This window comes from Leptolyngbya sp. GB1-A1 (assembly GCF_039962475.1).
GTDB lineage: Bacteria > Cyanobacteriota > Cyanobacteriia > Elainellales > Elainellaceae > Leptolyngbya_A.
The window spans coordinates 61,104-80,542 of record NZ_JAMPLI010000021.1 but is presented as its reverse complement, the minus strand read 5'-3'; the positions used below and the strand labels follow the sequence as shown (position 1 = coordinate 80,542).

Genomic DNA, 19,439 nt, shown 5'->3' with positions numbered 1-19,439 from the left:
GTGGAGATTAATGGGTTTACGATCTCAATTAAAGTGCTGGAAGCAGTTTGGGCTTATTCTGCTTGCGTTTGCAGCTTTTAGCTGTAGTGTTGCGATCGCTCCTGGGGACAGCGGTGATTTAACCAAGCTTGTGATCGCGGAACCGCTGCATGGAACCGGATATTTGCCGCTTTATGTAGGGATACATCAAGGATTCTTTGAAAAAGAAGGGCTGAACGTTGAAGTTGTGACTTTTCAGGGCGGAGGAGCGCATACCAACGCAGTGCTTGCAGGAGATGCCTGGGCATTTATTGGTGGACCTGAACGCAATGCTTTAGCCAAAATAAAAGGAGCTGAATTGCGGGCGATCGCTCATGTAGTCGATCGTGGAAATGTGTATCTTGTTGCAGGGAATCATCTCAACTTTACCCCAGCTGAACTTCAGCAAAATTTAGCAGAGCTGTTGCAGGGGAAGCGAATTGCTGTCAGTCACTTTGGTAGCACTCCAAATTCTATCCTGCGCTATGTTTTGTCAAAGAAGGGGTTGGACCCGCAGAAAGACGCAGTGCTGATTGAAGGAGAGCATACGGCAGCACTTGCCGCAGTGAAAACTAAACAAGCAGACTTTGCGATCACAACAGAGCCAATCTTAACGCAAGGAATTCGTCAGGGAATCTGGGGCGAACCCGTCTACAGCATTCCAGAAGAGTTGGGTTCGTATGCTTTCTCTACGATTAACGTCCACAAACAGACGATCGACCGGAAACCTGAAACCGTAGAGCGTTTTACTCGCGCACTGTATCGATCGATCCGATTTGTTTATGACAATCCAGACAAAACGTTTGAGATTGCAACAAAAGAATTTCCAATGATGCCAAAAGATGACCTAAAGGCAATACTCGATCGAGCATTTGCTGACCAGCTCTGGAGTTCAGACGGTATTGTTAAACCTGAAGCGTGGAAGACGGGACATGCGGTAGTGCGAAAGGCAAATATATTAAAAGAAGATGTTTCCTATGATGCGGTGATTGACATGCGTTTTATGCAAGCAGCAATTTCTAGCTCCCGTTTTTAAGATAATCACCACGTTCGTTTTATCCTTCAACGAAATTAACCATGCAACCCTGGGACGGCATTATTTCAAACGTGGATATGATGAGCTTTCGCTCTGGTTTTCGGGGGATAGAATGCTCTGTGGAAGCCGGAGTAAAACCTGCTCTGATCATCGTAGATATGACACGAGCTTTTGTTGACAGTCGCTATCCAACGGGATGGAGCAAAACAGGGTATCCCGCAGTTGCAGCTAACCGCAAGCTATTGAATGTTGCCCGAAAAGCGGCTATTCCTATTTATTTCACAAAGGGCTATGCAGAACCAGATTATAAACCTAAACCCGCCCAGCGAGGACGATGGAAAACCGGAAAACGACCTCTCGTTGATCCAGCTTTACCCCCTGGGGATGTCATTGTCGAGAACTTAACTCCACTTCCGGGAGAAATTGTAATTGACAAGCAGTCAAAGCCCAGCGGTTTTTTTGGAACCCCCCTAGCGTCTTATCTCGTTTATGAAGGAGTGGATACGGTAATCGTTACTGGCATGACGACGAGTGGCTGTGTGCGGGCAACGGTGCTAGATGCTTTCCAGTACAATTTCAATGTCATCATTCCCCATGAATGCTGCGCCGATCGCAGTCAAATTTCTCACAAAGTAAGCTTATTTGATCTACACATGAAATATGCAGATGTTGTTTCTGTGGATATCGCGATCGATTATTTGATGCAGGTTGCGGGAGTAATCTCAATCGCTGATCCAGTATAGGCAGCTGTCTGATAGTGGTTATATAACACTTACTTCAGAATTAACAAGGCTTACGAAGCGAAACTGGGCAACGATCGCAAATGACCTGTAAGCCCTGCTGTTTGTCAGTAAAACAATATATGTTTTCATGCGACATCATCCTGAAAACACAGGGTTTATGCTGGTTTTACGGCAACAGCCAGCCTTAATTCCTCTGCTTATCATTGTTATGTGCGTAATGATGGGTATGGGATTGCTTGTTCCCGTACTCTCTCTTTATGCCTCCAGTTTTAATGTCAGTACCGTAATGGTTGGGATGACCGTTACCGTGTTTGGATTTGCTCGCTTATTAGTTGACATTCCAGCAGGAACACTTTCAGAACGGTATGGACGACGAAGATTATTGTGGAGTGGTCCCGGACTTCTGGCAATTGCATCTTTTGCAGCAGGAGCAAGCCATAGTTTCACCTGGCTCCTGGCCTGGCGATTTGTACAAGGCGTTGGGTCAGCTCTTTACATGACTGCAGCAATGGCAGCCGTGGCAGACCTCAGCACCCCTGAAACTCGCGGTCGAACAATGGCACTTTACCAGACCGCGCTGCTAACGGGCACTTCACTAGGACCTGTTGTGGGCGGTTTTGCTGCCAGTACTTGGGGATATGCGGCTCCGTTCTGGCTATTTGGTGTTGTCTCTGCAATCGCGGCATTGATTGCATTCTGCTCGGTTTCAGAAACGCTCAACCGGAACTTGACAGTCAACTCTGTTTCCGGAGAACGGAAATCTCTCGGAGGACTCAACGACCTGAAATTACTGATGTCCAGCCGCAAATTTTTGCTGATTACCGTTGTTTCGTTTGCTATCTTCTTTACCCGAACCGCTGCAAAGTTCACGCTGATTCCATTAATTGGACTCAATCGGTTTCAGATGAACTCAGATAAGATCGGGCTAATCTTAACGATCGCAACACTGGCTAATTTTCTGGCCCTGCCGCTTGCCGGAAGAATGATGGACAGGTATGGCCGGAAGATTGTGATTGTTCCCGCTCAAACAGCTTGTGCCGCTGCTTTAATTCTCGTTGCCTGGTCGCCGATTCCCAGTCTTTTCTGGATTGCTATCGTTATTCTGGGAGTTGCAATGGGAATTAGTTCTCCTGCTGCTGCTGCCTATGCTGCTGATGTTACGCCTCAAGCCAGATTCGGACCTGCAATGGGACTTTTAAGAGCTATCAGCGATCTGGGATTTATGGTTGGCCCCGTTCTCGTTGGCGCAGTTGCCGATTTAACTCCTTATACGCTTGCTGGTGGCCTGATGTTTAACAGCATTTTGGTGATTATCTCAACGCTGCTTTTTGCAGTCCTGACAAGAGGAACGCAGCCTACTGAAACATAAAAGATATTTTGCACCCTAAGCTTCACAATATATTTCTTAAATATATCAGTTTGTCTATTGTAATTTGTCTATTGAGGAGCGGCATACTGTTCATTGCAAAATCCAATTAAATATGTTGCTATGTACACTACTTGCATTACTCTGTTTATCCAATAATTGCATTAATTTCTCAGAAAATCTTGGGTGCATGAGTTAAGTGAGGAGTAAATTAGAAATGAACAAACTTATCCATCGACTATTATCAGGAATATTTCTGGTAAGTCCTGCTGCTCTTGCTGCCCCATTCGCGGTTTATTCTTTACCCGTTACTTCCTTAGCCACAAACTCTTCCGAAGTCAGGGTTGCTCAAGCCGAAACAGCGACCGAACTGCCGAAAGTAAAAATCTTGACAACGGGAGGAACGATCGCTAGCCGTGGAGCAACGCCACTCACTTTGTCGGACTATACGGCTGGTCGAGTTGAAGGGAATGCGCTGGTCGAAGCTGTACCAGAGATTCAAAACTTTGCCAACGTTGAAGTTGAAGAAATTGCCAATATCGGTAGTCCTGACATGACTAGCGAAATCTGGCTAAAAATGGCAAAGCGAATTAACGAAATTTTTGCCACCGAGCCAGACGTAGCAGGGGTTGTGATTACGCATGGAACCAATACGCTGGAAGAAACTTCCTTCTTTTTGCATCTTACGGTTCAATCAGATAAGCCTGTCGTTTTGGTAGGGGCGCAACGACCTGCAACTGCAATTAGTGCGGATGGTCCACTCAATTTAATCAACGCTGTTCGGGTTGCTGCGGCTCCTCATTCGCGAGGAATGGGCGCACTACTTGTCATGAACGACCAAATCAACTCTGCTAGAGATGTCACAAAAACAAATACGTTTCGCCTGGAAACTTTTCAATCTGGTGAATTAGGGTTTCTTGGCTATGCAGACTCCGATCGCGTTGTGTACTACCGTTCTCCAATGCGTCGCCATACCGTGCGGTCGGAATTTGATATTACCAGTGTGACGGAACTACCGAGAGTAGACGTTGTTTACTCCTACGCTGAAGCATCTCGTGACACAGTTGATGCGCTAGTCGAAGCAGGGACGAAGGGCATTATTTTGGCAGGAACAGGAGCGGGCGGAGCAGCACCTCGTGAGTTTGAAGGGCTAAAGGAAGCTGTTCAACGTGGAGTCACTGTGATTGCATCAAGCCGAGTTGGCAACGGGCGAGTTCTCGATCGCCAGAGATATGTCGATGCAGGGATTATTCCTGGCGATAATCTACTGCCTCAAAAAGCCCGTATCTTGCTGATGTTAGCGTTAACGCAAACCAGTGATCCGGCTGAGATTCGCCGCATTTTTGAGGAATACTAATCAACAGGAAATCTACCATGATAACGACAACCCGGCTATCAGCTCCCACTTCATTCAAGCTGATAGAGGCAACAATTGAGGAAATTACGAAAGCTTTTGAATTTGAAGCTCTGACGGCCGAACAGCTTGTACAGCTTTATTTAAACCGAATTGAAGCTTACGATCAGCAGGGACCGACACTCAACTCCATGATTAGTGTCAACCCAAGCGCACTTGAAACGGCTCGACAATTAGATGAAGAGCGTCGGTCAGGAACGCTAAAGGGACCGTTGCACGGCATTCCAATCGTGCTCAAAGATAACTTTGACACCTTTGATTTGCCGACGACAGCTGGTTCTATCGTTCTGAAAGACTCGGTTCCGCCAGATGATGCGCGTTCAGTAGAGCTGTTGCGAGAAGATGGAGCCATCATTTTAGGTAAAGCTAATATGCGTGAGTTCGCTGCTAGAGGCGGACTGGGCGTTTACACAGAGTATGGAGGCGAGACTCGCAACCCTTATAACTTCAACCGGAACGCATCTGGTTCCAGTGGCGGCACGGGGGCAGCGATCGCTGCTAATTTTGCAGTTCTTGGCACTGGAAGTGATACTGGTGGTTCTATTCGTGGGCCTTCCTCTTTCAATGGTTTGGTGGGTATTCGTCCTACACGTGGATTAATTCCCCTGGATGGTATTGTTCCTTTTGCCCTTTCCCGTGATGGAATTGGGCCGATGGCACGAACCGTCACCGATGCTGCTGTTGCTCTGGGATCGATGGTGCAATACGATCCTAACGACCCTATCTTTAAAACCCCTATTCCAGCTCCTCAAGCACAACCCGACAAATTTTTTGAGGATTACACCCAATTCCTAAAGCCTGATGCATTGAAAGGGGCACGGATTGGGGTAGGTCGTGTCTGGTTTGGGGGTGATCCGGAAGTCGATCGCCTGATCGACGAGGCTATTCAGGTAATGGAAGATCTGGGAGCCACGATCGTTGAACTCGATTTATCAAACGAGTTGCTAACCACCATGATCAATGCCTCACGATCAATTGGGTTAGCGGAGTTCCCATCTCAGCTCGCTGAGTACCTGTCTACTTTAGAGGAGGGTTATCCTAAGACGCTGGATGATATTATCGCGATCGCAGAGTCGCCAGAATTTGCGGATTTAGTGCCACCCTCCAGATTGCAAGGGTTAAAGAATATTCGAGATTATGGTGGACTGGAAAATCTTGAGTACATTGACGTAGTGCAGAATGTTATTCCTGCATTGCGAGAGACGTTCTTTGATATTTATGAAAGCAATGATATTGACACGATTGTCTTTCCAACAACCAGAACGTTTGCTTCCCCCTTTGAAGGAGTGACCGATCCCACTTTCGTAGAAGTGTTACCAGCACCACCAATTCGTGGTGTAGAGATTGCTAGTCTGCTTGGTTTCTCAGATATCACGGTTCCAGCAGGATTGAGTGAAGATGGCTTACCAATTACCATTTCCTTTACAGGAGTTCCTTACAGTGAGCCGGCCTTACTGGGTTTAGCCTATTCCTTTGAGCAAGCAACCCAACACCGAGCTGCCCCTCCGCTATTGCCTGCACTTGAAGGGGAAGAATTTGAGTACGTGACAGAAGTGCTGGTTGCAGGGGATGCCGCAGATGACGTTATTGTTGCAAAGCAAATTACTGATTTTGACGGTAATGGGGATACTGTTTTCTCAGGCGATGGTAATGACTCGATCGATACAACTCCAGCCTTAACAGGTCGCAATCGTCTTTATGCAGGAAATGGTGCGGATAAGGTATTGGCGAGCCGAAACGATCAGGTTTTTGGAGAAGCGGGAGCGGATATTTTAGATGCCTCAAAAGGACGAGGTGACAACTTACTTTACGGCGGCTTAAACAATGATGAACTTTTTGCAGGAACGAGAGATCAGCTTTTTGGTGATGAGGGAGACGACAAACTATACGTTGGTGAATTAGGAGATAATTTACTGACAGGAGGCACAGGAGCAGACCAGTTTTGGATTGCTAAGGCAAAATTACCAGTCAGCAAAAACACGATCGCAGATTATGAGATTGGAGCGGACGTGATTGGAATTAGTGATTTAAGCCTGTGTTTCACAGATTTGTCCTTCAGCCAAGTCGGGCAAAATACAGATATCCGTGTGGGCGATGCAGTTGTAGCAACGCTGTTGAATACTGAGACAGATGCATTAACAGCAAATAACTTTGTGTTTGTTTAGAAGATGCTTTGAGAGTATTCAATGTGCTGCATTCATCTTGCAGCCTGTAGTTCCAGAGGATTCCTGACTCAGTTTTCATTTAAAGTTTCTCAAGCTTAGGGAACTTTGGAAACGGTTCGAGTCACCCTTTGCCTCAACCTTCATTTTGAAAATTCAAGACTTTCTAGAAGTTGTAATGAGGCACACTTTTCTGCTGCTTTTAACTACTAGTATTTCCAGTTGAGGAGATTTGTTCTATGACATCTAAGCCTTCATTGTTGGACTTAACCATTTCAGAAGCACAAGCTGCAATGGCGAGCGGAGAACTCTCAGCTGTAGAGTTAACTCAGTACTATCTCGATCGAATTTCAATATATGACGATGAACTAACCGGAACCTATCTCAACTCCGTTGCTACTCTCAGTCCCGATGCACTTGAACAGGCTGAAAGACTAGACCAGTTGCGCGCCGAAGGCACAATTCTTGGACCACTGCACGGCGTTCCCATAATGGTCAAGGATTCATACAACGTAGCAGGATTAGCAACCACAGGTGCAGTTCGAGGTTTTGAGAATTTTGTTTCAGACGACGATGCATTTGTAGTAGAGAAATTGCGAGAAGCAGGCGCGATTATCCTGGGCAAAACAAACATGGACAGCTTTGCCAGTGGTGTTCGCGGCTTTAGCAACTTGTTTGGTGGCACTCGCAATCCCTACAATCTGAACAAGGAAACAGGAGGATCAAGCTCTGGTACTGGATCTGCGATCGCAGCAAACTTTGCAATTGCAGGAATGGGGGGTGAAACGGGAGGATCGATCGTTATCCCCAGTGCAGCAAATTCGCTTGTCGGAATTAAGCCGAGCCGGGGACTTGTCTCAGTTGATGGAACTATTCCACTTTCCCCATTCCGGGATGTGATTGGTCCCATGACGCGCAGTGTGACAGACACAGCAATCATGATGGATGTACTGGTGCAGGAAGATCCGGAAGATCTCTGGTATTCCTATAAACCAGAGGGAGCTAACGATCGCCCAGAGTCCTACGCATCGCCAGAGATTTTGAACGAAAAGGCATTAGAAGGAAAAGTTCTTGCCGTTCCCAAAATATATGTTGGTAAGGATCAAAAATTGGGAGAAGGATTTGAGCTTGATCCTGAAATTGAAAAGCTATTTGAGGATGCCAAGCAAACTCTGAAAGAGCAGGGCGCAACTGTAATTGAGGTAGACACAGCCCCTTACCTTTCTAAATGGATCAATCGTGAGGAAGAGTGGGATTATGGCTGGTCCGACGAACAGTTTCCTAATTGGAATCGAGAAAGCGCTGCCTACTATCTGGAAGAATTTATCAAAGATCTCAACAATCCAGAAATTGACTCACTGCTAGATGTAAAAACTGCGATTACTGGAGAGTTTTCCGATACTGCTCTAGTTCAAACTCTAGAAGCTCTTGAAAAAGGAACCCCTCGCTCATTTGAAGACGAAGCCCTACAGACTGTTCTGAAAGCATTGGAGCAATGGCGCGTCAATGATTTTGAACCCTTTGTTAAAAAACAGGGTATTGATGCGTTTGTGTTTCCGACTCTACGTGCTGCAATCCCAGATGAATCTGGACCAACAGGACCTATTCCCTTTAATCGAAACGCTGATGCTGAATCAAACGTGATGGGCTTACCCGTTGTCACAGTTCCAATGGGATATACGAAGGGCAGTGCTCCTGCTTCCCTCAGTTTTATGGGAGATTACTACGGTGAAGCAGAAATTTTAGGCTACGCTTTCGACTTTGAGCAAGCTACAAAGTACCGCAAAACACCTGGTACAACACCCGATCTCACAGCTGTTGATAAATTACTTTATGGAGGAACTGGTAGCGATCGAAATATAGGGAAGACATTCATTCTGAAGACAGGTTTGGGAAGAGATGTGATTGAAGATTACAAAGTTGAATTAGACCAGCTTAAGCTGAGTCAGGAAGTCCAATTTGATGATTTGATAATTACTCAAGTTGGACAGAATACTCGTATTCTGCTGGATAAGGACGTGTTAGTAGTTTTGAAAGGAGTTGATGCTGATCTGATCACAGCAAGTGAATTCGCTTAAACGCGATAGATAACCTTGTAGCAAGCCTATCGTAACTAAGCCGGGCTTTGCTCGGCTCTGTTTATCGGATGCAAGGAAACTGCCAGAACTGGGTACTCAAATTGAGGGTAGGAGCCCCGGCTTGATAAACTGACTACTGCCCTCAACCTTCAACTTCATTGAGGTGCCCGCTGATATCGTGTTCCAAGTGCTGCTGTGTCGGTTGCGCTACAAGCTCAGCTTTCGGGATATTGCCGAATTCTTCTTACTGTAAAGGTTCGAGTTTAGGCATGAAACAGTGCGGGTTGGCTTCTGGAGAAGTCGATTGACGGTTTGAATTCACGACTTGAATCACACCGCGATACATATTCATGCCGCAGGTAAAGGGATAGTCACCGGGCTGCTGGGGGGTAAATTCGATCGCCGTGCGTTTATTGAACGGCAGGTCTTTCGCAATCCGAAAGTCTGGGATGAGAACCTGCTCTAAACAACGGGTGGGATCTTTGCGGAAGAAGTTGAGCCGCACCGGTTGCCCTGCCTGAACCACGATGCGATTTGGCTCATAGCCACCATCAACTGCAATATCAAGTTCCTGAATACCTTTTTGAGACTGTGCCTTTTGCGATCTGGGTTTCCTTCCCAAAAACCACCACAGTTCCAATCCGATCAAACCCACTCCGCCTGCGGTGACTCCCAGCTTTACGCCCAGAGGTTGCTCAATTTTCTGGAATTCTGGTGTAGAGGTCGAACCATGTGGCATTTCCATGCTGGCTTCAGGAGCGGCAACACCTGCTTCCACAACGGTTAATGCAATCGTCCCACCCCCTCCAAACACTAGCCCAAAGCCTGCCAGCGTTCCAATTAATCGACGGAATTTCATCGTTCTATCATCCTTCTACTGAATGTGCTTAGGCTGAAAATTTCGCAGACGCAGGGCATTGCTGACTACAGATACCGAACTGAATGCCATTGCTGCACCTGCAATTACAGGACTGAGCAGCCAGCCGAAGAACGGATACAGGATGCCAGCGGCGATCGGAATGCCAGCGACGTTGTAGACGAAAGCAAAAAACAGGTTTTGCCGAATGTTTCGCAGCGTGGCGCGCGAGAGTTGAATGGCGGTCACGATCCCCTGCAAGTCGCCTGAAATGAGCGTGATGTCACTGGCAGCGATCGCCACATCGGTTCCAGTTCCGATCGCAATTCCGACATCGGCTTGAGCTAGGGCAGGCGCATCGTTGATGCCGTCTCCCACCATTGCAACAATCTTGCCTTCCGACTGGAGCGATTGAACAGTAGCGGCCTTCTGGTCAGGACGGACTTCTGCCAGGACTCGGACAATTCCCACTTCGCGGGCAATCGCTTCTGCGGTGCGCTGGTTGTCGCCTGTGAGCATCACGACCTGCAAACCTAATCGCTTGAGGGCGCGTACTGCCGCTATAGAAGAAGGTTTCAGGGCATCTGCGATGCCGACTACGCCCTGCATTTTGCCATCCACTGCCAGCCAGACGGCAGTTTTTCCGGCAGCTTCGAGCTGATCTTTGTGTTCCTGGAGAGCTTGCGTATCAATGTTTAGTTCACGCATCCAGCGTCCCGTACCAATCTGCACCAGATGACCAGAAACGTATCCCTCAACGCCGCTTCCAGCGATCGCCTCAAACTCCTGAACGTCTTTTAGTTCAACCTGCTGAGATTCGGCATAGCGTACCACGGCTTCTGCGAGGGGATGTTCTGAATTACGTTCAAGGGATGCAGCAAGCTGTATGAGTTTTATCTCGTTGCCGTTCGCAGTTCCGTTCACGGTGATGAAATTTGTGACCGTGGGTTTACCCTGCGTCAGCGTTCCCGTTTTGTCTAACACGATCGTCTGAATTTTGTGTGCCAGCTCTAAACTTTCAGCTCCTTTGATTAAAATTCCGTTTTCTGCGCCTTTCCCCGTGCCCACCATAATCGAGGTTGGTGTAGCCAGTCCTAACGCACAGGGGCAGGCAATAATCAGAACTTCAACCGTGGTGATAATTGCCAGCGTCAGGTTGCCCATGACGTTGAACCAGATTAGGAAGGTGAGCAAGGCGATCGCAATCACCACGGGGACGAACCAGCCCGTCACCTGATCTGCAAGTCGCTGAATCGGAGCTTTTGATCCCTGCGCTTCCTGTACCAGTTTGACGATCTGCGCGAGGAATGTATCCTTTCCCACTCGCGTCGCGCGAAACTGAAAACTGCCTGTTTTATTAATGGTCGCGCCGATCACTTCATCGCCTGCCTGCTTTTTAACCGGAATGCTTTCCCCGGTCACCATCGACTCGTCGAGCGTGGAAGCACCATTAACAATCTCTCCGTCCACCGGAATCTTCTCGCCAGGACGCACCGCAACGATATCACCTGGCAACACCTCATTGATTGGTACTTCCTGCTCTTTGCCGTTACGAACGATGCGGGCAGTCCGCGCCTGCAAGCCCATTAGTTTCCGAATCGCTTCGGAGGTTTGTCCCCTTGCCCGGTTCTCAAACAGTCGCCCCAATAAAATCAGGGTAATAACGATCGCCGCAACTTCGTAGTAAACTGCCGGAGCCAGCCCCTGGGCGGTGAGAAATTCGGGAAAGATCGTGACGAACAGCGAATAAAAGTAAGCAGCACTCGTTCCCAGAGCAATCAGAGTGTCCATTGTGGCGTTGTGGCGTTTGAACGCTTTCCAGCCATTCACAAAGAACTGTTGACCGCACCAGAACAGCACCGGAGCCGTCAGCACTGCCTGAAGCCAGAAGTTGTGCAGCCAGGCAGGAATCAACGGAAGATGCAGTCCCGTCATCGTGGGCAGTCCGCCAATCATCAGAATCGCGCTAATCATGCCGCCAACCCAGACTTTGCGCCTTAGGTCACGACTTTCTGCCAATCGAGCCGCTTTTTCAGCATCGTCTTCACCCGTCACCATTTCCTGCTCTTGTAGAGAGAAGGAGGAATAGCCGGCCTCGCTCACGGCATTCTGAATTTTTCCCAGGTCGGTGTGCTGAGGGTCGTAGACGATGCTGGCTTGCTCGGCTCCGAAGTTGACGGAGCATTCCGTTACGCCCGGAACTGATTTGATTACCTGCTCAATGTTATTGGCACAGGAAGCGCAACTCATACCGCGTAGTTTTAACGTTGCTTGGTCTGATGCCATAAATCATCTCCTTCAAAAGCTTGTGCAGTATGGAAAGCGGACAATCAAGCGATCGTGTATCCAGCAGTAACGATTGCGTCTCGAACGGCTGCTTCGTTTGCCTAAGTATCGATGTTGACCTGTTTTAATTTGGGATCAGCGTTGATTTGGGCAGCAGGAGCGGTTCCTTGGGAGTTGCGTGAAGCGCTAACCGCCTTAACTGCCTTCGTGATTGTGGTTGCACAGGCAGAGCAAGCCATGTTAGGAACGGTAAGCTGTAGCGTCATTGTGGTTATCCTCAAACGGTCAATGTCTCAAACTGTTGATATAAGTGGATAAATTTCAGTGTGATGCTTCCAGTAGACAGGAGAGTCAAGGGAGAAATGATTAATTTTTCAAAGCAGTTTGCCAATGGGCTAGGTCAGAAAGGGAGTCTGGAACGGTATCGAGATTGGGGCAGATTGTTTCTTCCGTGACTTCAGATTGAGGAAACTCCTGCCAGCCGTTGAGCAACTGAGTTAATTGCGATCGCAGGAGTTCGAGTGATGCAATCTGCTCATGGATTTGCTGCACTTTACGCTGAAGATTCTGTTTGACCTCATCGCAGGGAAGTTGCCCCGCGTCGTGAACCTGAAGGATATCCTGAATTTCGCGTAAGCTAAGTCCCAAAGCCTGGGATTGCCGGATGAATGCCAGCCGCTGAAGAACGCTTGGCTCAAACAGACGGTAGTTGGATCCTGAACGGCTCACAGTGGGGGTTAGCAATCCTAATTCTTCGTAGTAGCGAATGGTTTTAATCGGCAATTGACTGGTCTCAGCCACTTCACCAATTTTGAGTCGCTTTTCTGTAGTGACAAGCATAACAGCACCTCCTGAACGCAGGACTAAAAGGGGTTAAGTCCTTAGCTTCATCTTGAAGCTTCCAGTCCACTGGAAAGTCAAGGGGTCATACACCAAGCTCTGTCTTAAGTTGGACTATCCAGGATTTAATCTGTTCTTCGGTCAGTTCAGCCTGGTTGTCTGCATCTAACGTCAGCCCAACGAACTCTCCCTCCCGCACTGCTTTTTACGTAAAATCAGACCAAGCTTCAAAGTAGCCGAACACTGGGTTAGAGCCGAATATCAAAGCCGACCAGTTAAGCTTGAAGATGAAGTGCGTCAGCTCAACTCTAGCGTTTTGCCGCTTGCGTTTCGGGTTGTGGCGGTTGCTTAAAACGGATCTGTTGGTGTCTGAGGGGGTGTCTGAGGCTAGTTGTTTTGAGGCTCTCAGTGAGACAAAGTTTTGAAATGGTCGCTGAGCAGCAGATTTCATGCAGCCTCTTGATATTTAGAACAAGTGCATATACACTTAAAAGTATGAAGAAACACATCGACCCAATTAACTCAACTGAACTAGGTCAAGTGGTATCAACCTGCGCCTGTTTCAATCTCCGAAAAACTTCTCGTGTTATCACGCAACACTTTGATGAAATTCTCAAGCCGAGCGGATTGCTCATTACTCAATTCACAATTCTTGTAGCTGTAGCACTGGCGAAATCGGGAACGATCAATGAGTTGGCGGAGATTCTAGTGATGGATCGTACTACCTTAACCCGGAATCTCAAACCGCTTGAACGCGAGGAATGGTTGAAATCTGAGCCTGGGCAAGACCAGCGAACTCGGGTAGTTAGCCTAACACCTAACGGAAAAGCTGCGTTAGCAAAGGCACTGCCGTTGTGGAAACAAGCTCAAGATAGTGTGGAGGAGGTGCTTGGGCAAGAGCGATGGAGTGCTCTGCTTTCACATTTAGCTGAGACGATCGCGCTAATTCGCTGAGTCTAAAATTTTTCCATAAAGAGTGTATATACACTGAAAAAACCTTCGTTTCGTCTGAATCTCCTGAAAAATTCCTGTCAAATCGTTCAATCAAATTTGGAGACTTCTATGATTTCTCTATCCTTAAATCAACGTAATCAAATCACGCAACGGTTACTTTCCATCATTAGCGTTTGGGGATTGGGTGTGGCAGTCGGCAGCTATTTCGGACTCTTTAGCACATTTCCCCTACCGTGGTTTGCCTTGCTCGTTGCAATGGGCATCACTCTGCCTCTAGCAATTTATTACGGGAACTCAGTCTTCCAAACCTATATCCAGGGACTCCATCTCAATTACCTAACCCTATTTCACATTTGGCGCATTCCAGCAGCGCTCATTTTCTTTTATTACGGTAGTCAACATTTGTTACCATCTACCTTTGTGCGAAATGCAGCTTGGGGGGATTTAGCAGCGGGACTGTTGGTACTCGTGGTAGTCGCATTGCCAAAGAGTGATTGGAAATACTGGGGCTTTCACCTCTTTGGTCTAGCAGATTTTGTGACTGCGGTTGGCACAGGTTTAACCTTTGCATTGCTTCAAGTTCCTATGATGGAGACAATTGCGACTTATCCTATTGCCTTGATTCCATTATTTGGAGTGGGTCTCTCAGGCGCATCCCATGTCATGGCACTCGATATTCTGGTTCGAAAAGCCACTAGCGGCGAGTGAAGCGAATTGTTAGCTAGCCCTGCTCCAAGTCCAAGCCCTTGTTCTGCGAGCTAATTAGCCATTCCCTATATGGCAGAAGTAGTGTTTCTATTGGAGAAAAAAGAACGATTTATAGAACGAGTTAATGAACGATAAGCGATCTTTCAAGCTGGTTAACAAAGAAAAAGGGAGAGAAGATATATTTATGAAGAAGAGATGGGATTTGAATACTCAGTTCTGACAATTTTGTCATTTTAGTTGCATGGGCTATTCCCGCGATAAGAACGCTGCTCCTCAAGTGATCGTCCGTTGCCTAAAACAATGTTTCACTCGCCTGAAGATGCAGCGATTCTCAAGGATCACGATCTTGCCGTTAGCTCGGCATAAAAAGGCTCTTGGGCACCGCCGCATGACAGCCCTGACGCATATCCACCACTTGTGTTACGCCAAAGTCTACCCCCGCTGAAATCATTGTGTATGCTTCATCGGGATTCATGCGTCGCTTGTTCACCAGAAAATCCAACATCTGGTCTGCGGACTGACGCATCGCTTTGTTCAGGTCTTCGTTGAAACCGTGGGTAATCCAGTGGCTTTCCGTTTCCAGAATCGGGTTCGTAATCGGGAAATCCTTCAGCACAAACACTTGGAAGTAGCCGTTCAGCGATGCCTCGATCGCCGTTCCTGACAGTTCTGCGTCGCCCTGCGCCATGTGCGGGTCGCCCACAAAGAATTTCGCCCCCTGGTTAAAGACGGGATAATACATGGTGCCGCCTGCACCGATGCGCCAGTTATCAATATTGCCACCAAAATTTCCGGGCGGAATGCTGTTAATCCGTCCGCTTTCCCCAGGCGCAACACCCATGACGCCAAAGTGCGGACGCATGGGAATGGCGATTTTGCTCTGGAATGGCTGGCGTGCTGCCGGGTCAGGCGTGGAGATAAAACCTGGGGTATCATACTTGGGACGCGCCTTGAAGTCGAACGCAAAATCCGGACGTGCCAGATTTGCCTCAAAGTCGAGCTTGTAGATCGTGATGCGCTCCTTCTGAAATGCATCATACAAATAGCCCCAGTGAGCGGCGATGTTGCTGCCGTAGGGCAGGCGCGGCTGAGTCTTGAGGATGCGAACCATCAGGGTATCGCCCGGTTCTGCCCCTTTCACTTCGATCGGTCCGGTCATAATGTGAACCCCTGGACCCCGATCGGTGACTTGCTCATACACGGCTCGCACGCCATCGTCCATCAACACATCCGGCGCATCTCCGGCATGGTGCGTCAGTGCTTCAATGTAAATAATGTCTCCGGAGCTGACACTTAGAACAGGCGGCTGATCGCGATCGAAGTAACCCCAGAAGCAATTCTGTGGGGTTGCTTTCAAAATGTGCAGGTTGCCCGCATCACGGATCGTATCTGCCATTGCCATTAAATCGGCTTTCGCCTCAGCCGGATCACGACGAAAGCCGACCTGACTCAACCCCAGTGCTGTCGCCGCGCCTAGCGATGTGAGGAATGCCCGCCTGGACTGTTTCGAGAGGTAGCCGGTAGGGGGAGAAGGGGAGTCTTCCGGTTCATCCTCGATCGGGGAAGCTGGAGTGTGGGAATGAGCATGAGAATTAGCACGACCACAGGTTGGACAATGAGATGCGTGATGAGAATACTCTTTGGGATCAGACATAGTTGTTTCGCGAAACCAGAAACAAAGCTACAAGATCATAAAGAGGGGCTAACCCACAGTTTGTATTGCGGATTACTTTAGCCATTCGAGACAGAATGAGCAGGAGGGTTACTTGATCAAGCAGAAGGTGTGTCGCAAAAAGCAGCGAATGGTAAGGTAAGCAGGACTATACTCTCCTCCCTGCCCTCCGATGTTTACTCCTGCTCTGTTTAAATGGCGGCTTAAATGGCGGCATTTTTTGCCCAAATCATTCTGCTCAATGTTCGCTAGTATTGCCGCTACGCCTTCTACTGAGACCTGGCACTAGAGGAGTGATTGCCGTCCCAGAAACCGAAATCGAAAGAATCTCGATCGCAGCAGAGTAGTCAAGAACTTGATATTGCTGTGGATAACGGGTATGAACCAAATCGGATTATGGTTCAGGCGGGGCATCCGCTTCAGGAGGGAGAACTGGTTCAGGCTCAGAAGCTGGTTCAGGAATCGGAACTGGTTCGGGTGCAGGCTCAGGAATTGAGATTGGTTCAGGTTCAGGCTCAGGAATCGCAATCGGTTCAGGTTCGGAAGCAGGGAGTGTGGAGTCTACCGGCTCAGAGGGAGATGAAATTTCTGAAGGTGAGTCGGAAGCTGCTGCGGGTTCAGAGACAGGATTATTGTCTGCGGGTTCAGAGTTTCCTGTATCGGAAGGGCGCAGTTCCGCATCAGGAGCGATCGAGGGTTCTGGACTAATAGACGGCTCTGGAATTGGGAATGGCTCACTAGACAAAGTGGGTTCTGGAGATGGGTCTGTAGTGGCAGTCGGAGCAGGTGTTTCAATCGCAGGTTCAGGATCAGACACCGTGATACTGCGTCGATCGCCTCGTTCTCTAACTCGTTCTGCTGCTTCCGAGTTGGGCTGGACAAAGTCAACATCGATCGGATAGCTCTCTCCGGCCCTAGCGTTGTTGAGCTGAACTTGACGCCTTGCTTGCTCTAAAGCAGCCTGATCCAGCGCAGCATTACCGCTAGAGCGTGAAAGCATTACAGAAACAACGCGCCCTTGGTCATCGGTTTCCACAATTACCTGAGCCGTTCCTTCTGCGCCATCTGCTTCTTCCGGATAGTCAAAATCACAGCCGCGACAGGAAATTTCGCGCGATCGGCTGCCTTGGGTTGCAGGCGGGGTGATCGGTTCCGGACGAGTGGGTGCAGCAGCAGTTGCTGATCCATTTCCGGAACCATTCCCTGATCCATTTCCGGAACCGTTTCCAGAATCGTTCCCTGATCCATTTCCGGAACCGTTCCCCGTACCACTTCCCAAACCATTTCCCAAACCATTTCCCAAATCAAATTGACCTGCGGCGGTTGCGGATTCGCCTGTCTGCTGTCTTGCCCGCCGTATCTCTGAGAGCAGATCGCTCAAGTTACGAGGATTGGGGGCTGGGCTAGCGATCGTTTGTGAAGGTGCAGGGGGCGATTCTTCTGCAGTTTCGGTAGGTGCTTCCGCAGGTGTAGCGGGTTCTGGAATCACGTCTTCTGCAAGCGGCACAGGGATGCGTTCTTCTGGGGGTTCTTCTGGGGATTCTTCTGAGAGCGGTTCTTCTGGAAGTGGTTCAATGGCTGGAGCAGGAGCAGCAGGCTGAACAACAGCGGCAGATTCGTTGAACTGCATGGAGGGTTCTGATGCTGCAAACCCTGAGCCACCATCTGAGCCACTACCCGAGCCACCCGACTCGTCTTCAGGCGCGATCGAGGTTTCCGTTTCGTCCTCTTCAGTGACCACGATCGTTATTTCTTCGGATACTTGCTCATCTGGCTTCCAAAGATCGCTGATTTTAAGAAACAAGCCGCCGCTATGCAGGGTAACTGATCCCGCGAGGCTGACCATAATGAATCGCCTGAGCGTTCTTGCTTGCTTTTCGCGCTGTTGAGCGACTGTATCTGAAAACGTCATTCGCTCTACCTACCGACTGTTGAGAATATTTACTACAATTTGCTCATCCTAAGATTGGGCTGTCTTCCTGTCAATATAATTATTTATTTCGCTAATTCGGCTACTTTTTTGCAGTTTTGCAGACCTTACTACCTACTCGGTTTGAGGATCGTGCACAGTTCAAAGACTGCCTTAGATTAGAAAATCGTCCGGTAAATTGGTAAGTACATTTTGAGAAGTATTGACATAAGATGCGCCATCCTATACTCTCTTCTTGAGATTAATTATCAGTAAGCAATCCTTAGTCTGCCAGCTCTCTGAGTTGGCTGTAGCCAATGGAAGTTTGAAATGCTAATTATTGAACTGTTTTGGGCAGGCGGAATTGTGATGTTTCCCCTGCTGGCATTTTCGATCGTGGCGATCGCCCTCATTGTGGAGCGTCTTGTTTTTTGGTTTCGGATTACTCGTCGTCAACGGCAGGTTGCGCGTGACGTGCTGCGAATTTACCAGCATGATTTTGACGCAGCATTGTTGAAACTCAAGCAGAATGCTGATTTGCCCATTGCTCGAATCTTTCTAGAGGCGTTGGAAGTCGATCATTTTCCTCCCCATGCTTTTCGCCTCACCTTAGAAGGATCAACACAGGCAGAACTTCCGATCCTGCGACGATTCAACTCCATTTTTGACCTCATTATTACCGCAGCTCCCCTGTTGGGATTGTTAGGAACGGTCTTAGGGTTGATTCAATCCTTTGGTGCGATTGATCTGGGTGGAGGAGGTAGCGAGAGTGCATTGCAAGTGACAGGAGGCATTAGCGAAGCATTAGTGTCTACCGCAGCAGGCTTAATCGTGGCGTTATTTGCCTTATTTTTTAGCAGTCTGTTTCGAGGATTTTATCGACGGCAGGTTGCCATGATTCAGGAGTTTGGCAGCCAGCTTGAAGTTTTGCATCTAGGCCGCTATGAAGGATTTGGTTCTGCATCGAAAGCAATGAGTGAATCGCTATGAATATTCCTGAAGAGCCTGATGATCTGCCTTATATCAACATCGTGCCGATGATCGATGTTGTCTTTGCAATTCTGACGTTTTTTATCATGTCATCGTTGTTTTTGAGTCGTTCTGAAGGGCTTCCTGTCAATTTACCGCAAGCACAAACGGCTCAATCTCAGCAGCAGAGTAAGCTTACTGTCACGATCGATCGTGAGGGAGATGTATTTCTCGATCGTCAGCCCATTCAGGTGAATGATTTAGCCAATCGCGTGAAAGCATTAATTGGTAATCAAGAGCGACTAGTGGTGATTAATGCTGACGAAAAAGTCGAACATGGACAGGTGATTGCAGTGATGGATCAGTTGCGATCGGTTCAAGGAGTAAAGCTAGGCATTTCAGCTCGTCGTCCTTAAAGCGTGGATCAG

Annotated in this window: 16 protein-coding genes and 2 pseudogenes; 11 read left to right on the top strand and 7 right to left on the bottom strand. The window is 48.3% G+C overall.

Features of this window, described 5'->3' with window-relative positions; translation table 11 throughout:
• The first annotated feature begins 10 nt into the window (after window positions 1-10).
• The 7 genes and pseudogenes from NDI45_RS18700 to NDI45_RS18670 all read left to right on the top strand — a co-directional run.
• Complete coding sequence (locus tag NDI45_RS18700; RefSeq protein ID WP_348248249.1) at window positions 11-1,054, top strand: ABC transporter substrate-binding protein; 1,044 nt, start codon at window positions 11-13, stop codon at window positions 1,052-1,054.
• A 41-nt stretch (window positions 1,055-1,095) separates the two neighbouring features.
• Window positions 1,096-1,797: an isochorismatase family protein gene (locus NDI45_RS18695; protein ID WP_348248248.1), complete on the top strand. Its 702-nt coding sequence runs from the start codon at window positions 1,096-1,098 to the stop codon at window positions 1,795-1,797.
• Window positions 1,798-1,924: 127 nt separating this feature from the next.
• On the top strand, window positions 1,925-3,166 hold the full coding sequence (locus NDI45_RS18690; protein ID WP_348248247.1) for an MFS transporter: 1,242 nt from the start codon (window positions 1,925-1,927) through the stop codon (window positions 3,164-3,166).
• 214 nt (window positions 3,167-3,380) lie between these two features.
• Window positions 3,381-4,520, top strand: a complete 1,140-nt coding sequence (locus NDI45_RS18685) for an asparaginase (protein ID WP_348248246.1) — start codon at window positions 3,381-3,383, stop codon at window positions 4,518-4,520.
• 17 nt (window positions 4,521-4,537) lie between these two features.
• Window positions 4,538-6,742 (top strand): amidase family protein, encoded by a 2,205-nt coding sequence (locus NDI45_RS18680; RefSeq protein WP_348248245.1) that lies wholly within the window; start codon window positions 4,538-4,540, stop codon window positions 6,740-6,742.
• A 236-nt stretch (window positions 6,743-6,978) separates the two neighbouring features.
• A complete protein-coding gene (locus NDI45_RS18675) occupies window positions 6,979-8,817 on the top strand; it encodes an amidase (RefSeq protein ID WP_348248244.1) in 1,839 nt (612 codons plus the stop codon).
• Between the two features lie 136 nt (window positions 8,818-8,953).
• A pseudogene (locus tag NDI45_RS18670) lies at window positions 8,954-9,067 on the top strand (IS6 family transposase); the annotation flags it as partial.
• On the opposite strand, the gene NDI45_RS18665 reads toward NDI45_RS18670, so the two are convergent.
• The 5 genes and pseudogenes from NDI45_RS18665 to NDI45_RS18645 all read right to left on the bottom strand — a co-directional run.
• Window positions 9,062-9,676 (bottom strand): cupredoxin domain-containing protein, encoded by a 615-nt coding sequence (locus NDI45_RS18665; protein ID WP_348248243.1) that lies wholly within the window; start codon window positions 9,674-9,676, stop codon window positions 9,062-9,064. The pseudogene NDI45_RS18670 and the gene NDI45_RS18665 sit on opposite strands and share 6 nt — an antisense overlap.
• 15 nt (window positions 9,677-9,691) lie before the next feature.
• Window positions 9,692-11,959, bottom strand: a complete 2,268-nt coding sequence (locus NDI45_RS18660; RefSeq protein ID WP_348248242.1) for a heavy metal translocating P-type ATPase — start codon at window positions 11,957-11,959, stop codon at window positions 9,692-9,694.
• 101 nt (window positions 11,960-12,060) lie between these two features.
• Window positions 12,061-12,225, bottom strand: a complete 165-nt coding sequence (locus NDI45_RS18655) for a heavy-metal-associated domain-containing protein (RefSeq protein WP_348248241.1) — start codon at window positions 12,223-12,225, stop codon at window positions 12,061-12,063.
• 100 nt (window positions 12,226-12,325) lie between these two features.
• Window positions 12,326-12,799, bottom strand: coding sequence for a heavy metal-responsive transcriptional regulator (locus NDI45_RS18650; protein ID WP_348248240.1), 474 nt, complete (start codon window positions 12,797-12,799; stop codon window positions 12,326-12,328).
• A gap of 85 nt (window positions 12,800-12,884) precedes the next feature.
• Window positions 12,885-13,004: pseudogene (locus NDI45_RS18645) on the bottom strand (flavodoxin FldA); the annotation flags it as partial.
• Between the two features lie 203 nt (window positions 13,005-13,207).
• Between NDI45_RS18645 and NDI45_RS18640 the strand changes: the two are divergent.
• Both NDI45_RS18640 and NDI45_RS18635 read left to right on the top strand, forming a co-directional pair.
• Window positions 13,208-13,753: a MarR family winged helix-turn-helix transcriptional regulator gene (locus NDI45_RS18640; protein ID WP_348248239.1), complete on the top strand. Its 546-nt coding sequence runs from the start codon at window positions 13,208-13,210 to the stop codon at window positions 13,751-13,753.
• A 108-nt stretch (window positions 13,754-13,861) separates the two neighbouring features.
• Window positions 13,862-14,461: a hypothetical protein gene (locus NDI45_RS18635; RefSeq protein WP_190791144.1), complete on the top strand. Its 600-nt coding sequence runs from the start codon at window positions 13,862-13,864 to the stop codon at window positions 14,459-14,461.
• A gap of 352 nt (window positions 14,462-14,813) precedes the next feature.
• Here NDI45_RS18635 and NDI45_RS18630 read toward each other — a convergent pair whose 3' ends face one another.
• Together NDI45_RS18630 and NDI45_RS18625 are read right to left on the bottom strand one after the other, a co-directional pair.
• Window positions 14,814-16,115 (bottom strand): acetamidase/formamidase family protein, encoded by a 1,302-nt coding sequence (locus NDI45_RS18630; RefSeq protein ID WP_348248238.1) that lies wholly within the window; start codon window positions 16,113-16,115, stop codon window positions 14,814-14,816.
• Window positions 16,116-16,527: 412 nt separating this feature from the next.
• The gene (locus NDI45_RS18625) at window positions 16,528-18,045 is read right to left on the bottom strand and encodes a TonB family protein (protein ID WP_348248237.1); all 1,518 of its coding nucleotides are present in this window, start codon (window positions 18,043-18,045) and stop codon (window positions 16,528-16,530) included.
• Between the two features lie 327 nt (window positions 18,046-18,372).
• Between NDI45_RS18625 and NDI45_RS18620 the strand changes: the two genes are divergently transcribed.
• A complete protein-coding gene (locus tag NDI45_RS18620; protein WP_190791146.1) occupies window positions 18,373-19,032 on the top strand; it encodes a MotA/TolQ/ExbB proton channel family protein in 660 nt (219 codons plus the stop codon).
• Window positions 19,029-19,427: a biopolymer transporter ExbD gene (locus tag NDI45_RS18615; RefSeq protein WP_190791147.1), complete on the top strand. Its 399-nt coding sequence runs from the start codon at window positions 19,029-19,031 to the stop codon at window positions 19,425-19,427. Before NDI45_RS18620 ends, NDI45_RS18615 begins: the two co-directional genes overlap by 4 nt.
• Window positions 19,428-19,439: the final 12 nt, after the last annotated feature.

Bases quoted from the DNA above. Each gene is read 5' to 3' on its own strand.
- NDI45_RS18700 (WP_348248249.1), top strand. From the start codon at position 11: ATGGGTTTACGATCTCAATTAAAGTGCTGGAAGCAGTTTGGGCTTATT.
- NDI45_RS18695 (WP_348248248.1), top strand. From the start codon at position 1,096: ATGCAACCCTGGGACGGCATTATTTCAAACGTGGATATGATGAGCTTT.
- NDI45_RS18690 (WP_348248247.1), top strand. From the start codon at position 1,925: ATGCGACATCATCCTGAAAACACAGGGTTTATGCTGGTTTTACGGCAA.
- NDI45_RS18685 (WP_348248246.1), top strand. From the start codon at position 3,381: ATGAACAAACTTATCCATCGACTATTATCAGGAATATTTCTGGTAAGT.
- NDI45_RS18680 (WP_348248245.1), top strand. From the start codon at position 4,538: ATGATAACGACAACCCGGCTATCAGCTCCCACTTCATTCAAGCTGATA.
- NDI45_RS18675 (WP_348248244.1), top strand. From the start codon at position 6,979: ATGACATCTAAGCCTTCATTGTTGGACTTAACCATTTCAGAAGCACAA.
- NDI45_RS18665 (WP_348248243.1), bottom strand. From the start codon at position 9,676: ATGAAATTCCGTCGATTAATTGGAACGCTGGCAGGCTTTGGGCTAGTG.
- NDI45_RS18660 (WP_348248242.1), bottom strand. From the start codon at position 11,959: ATGGCATCAGACCAAGCAACGTTAAAACTACGCGGTATGAGTTGCGCT.
- NDI45_RS18655 (WP_348248241.1), bottom strand. From the start codon at position 12,225: ATGACGCTACAGCTTACCGTTCCTAACATGGCTTGCTCTGCCTGTGCA.
- NDI45_RS18650 (WP_348248240.1), bottom strand. From the start codon at position 12,799: ATGCTTGTCACTACAGAAAAGCGACTCAAAATTGGTGAAGTGGCTGAG.
- NDI45_RS18635 (WP_190791144.1), top strand. From the start codon at position 13,862: ATGATTTCTCTATCCTTAAATCAACGTAATCAAATCACGCAACGGTTA.
- NDI45_RS18630 (WP_348248238.1), bottom strand. From the start codon at position 16,115: ATGTCTGATCCCAAAGAGTATTCTCATCACGCATCTCATTGTCCAACC.
- NDI45_RS18625 (WP_348248237.1), bottom strand. From the start codon at position 18,045: ATGACGTTTTCAGATACAGTCGCTCAACAGCGCGAAAAGCAAGCAAGA.
- NDI45_RS18620 (WP_190791146.1), top strand. From the start codon at position 18,373: ATGCTAATTATTGAACTGTTTTGGGCAGGCGGAATTGTGATGTTTCCC.
- NDI45_RS18615 (WP_190791147.1), top strand. From the start codon at position 19,029: ATGAATATTCCTGAAGAGCCTGATGATCTGCCTTATATCAACATCGTG.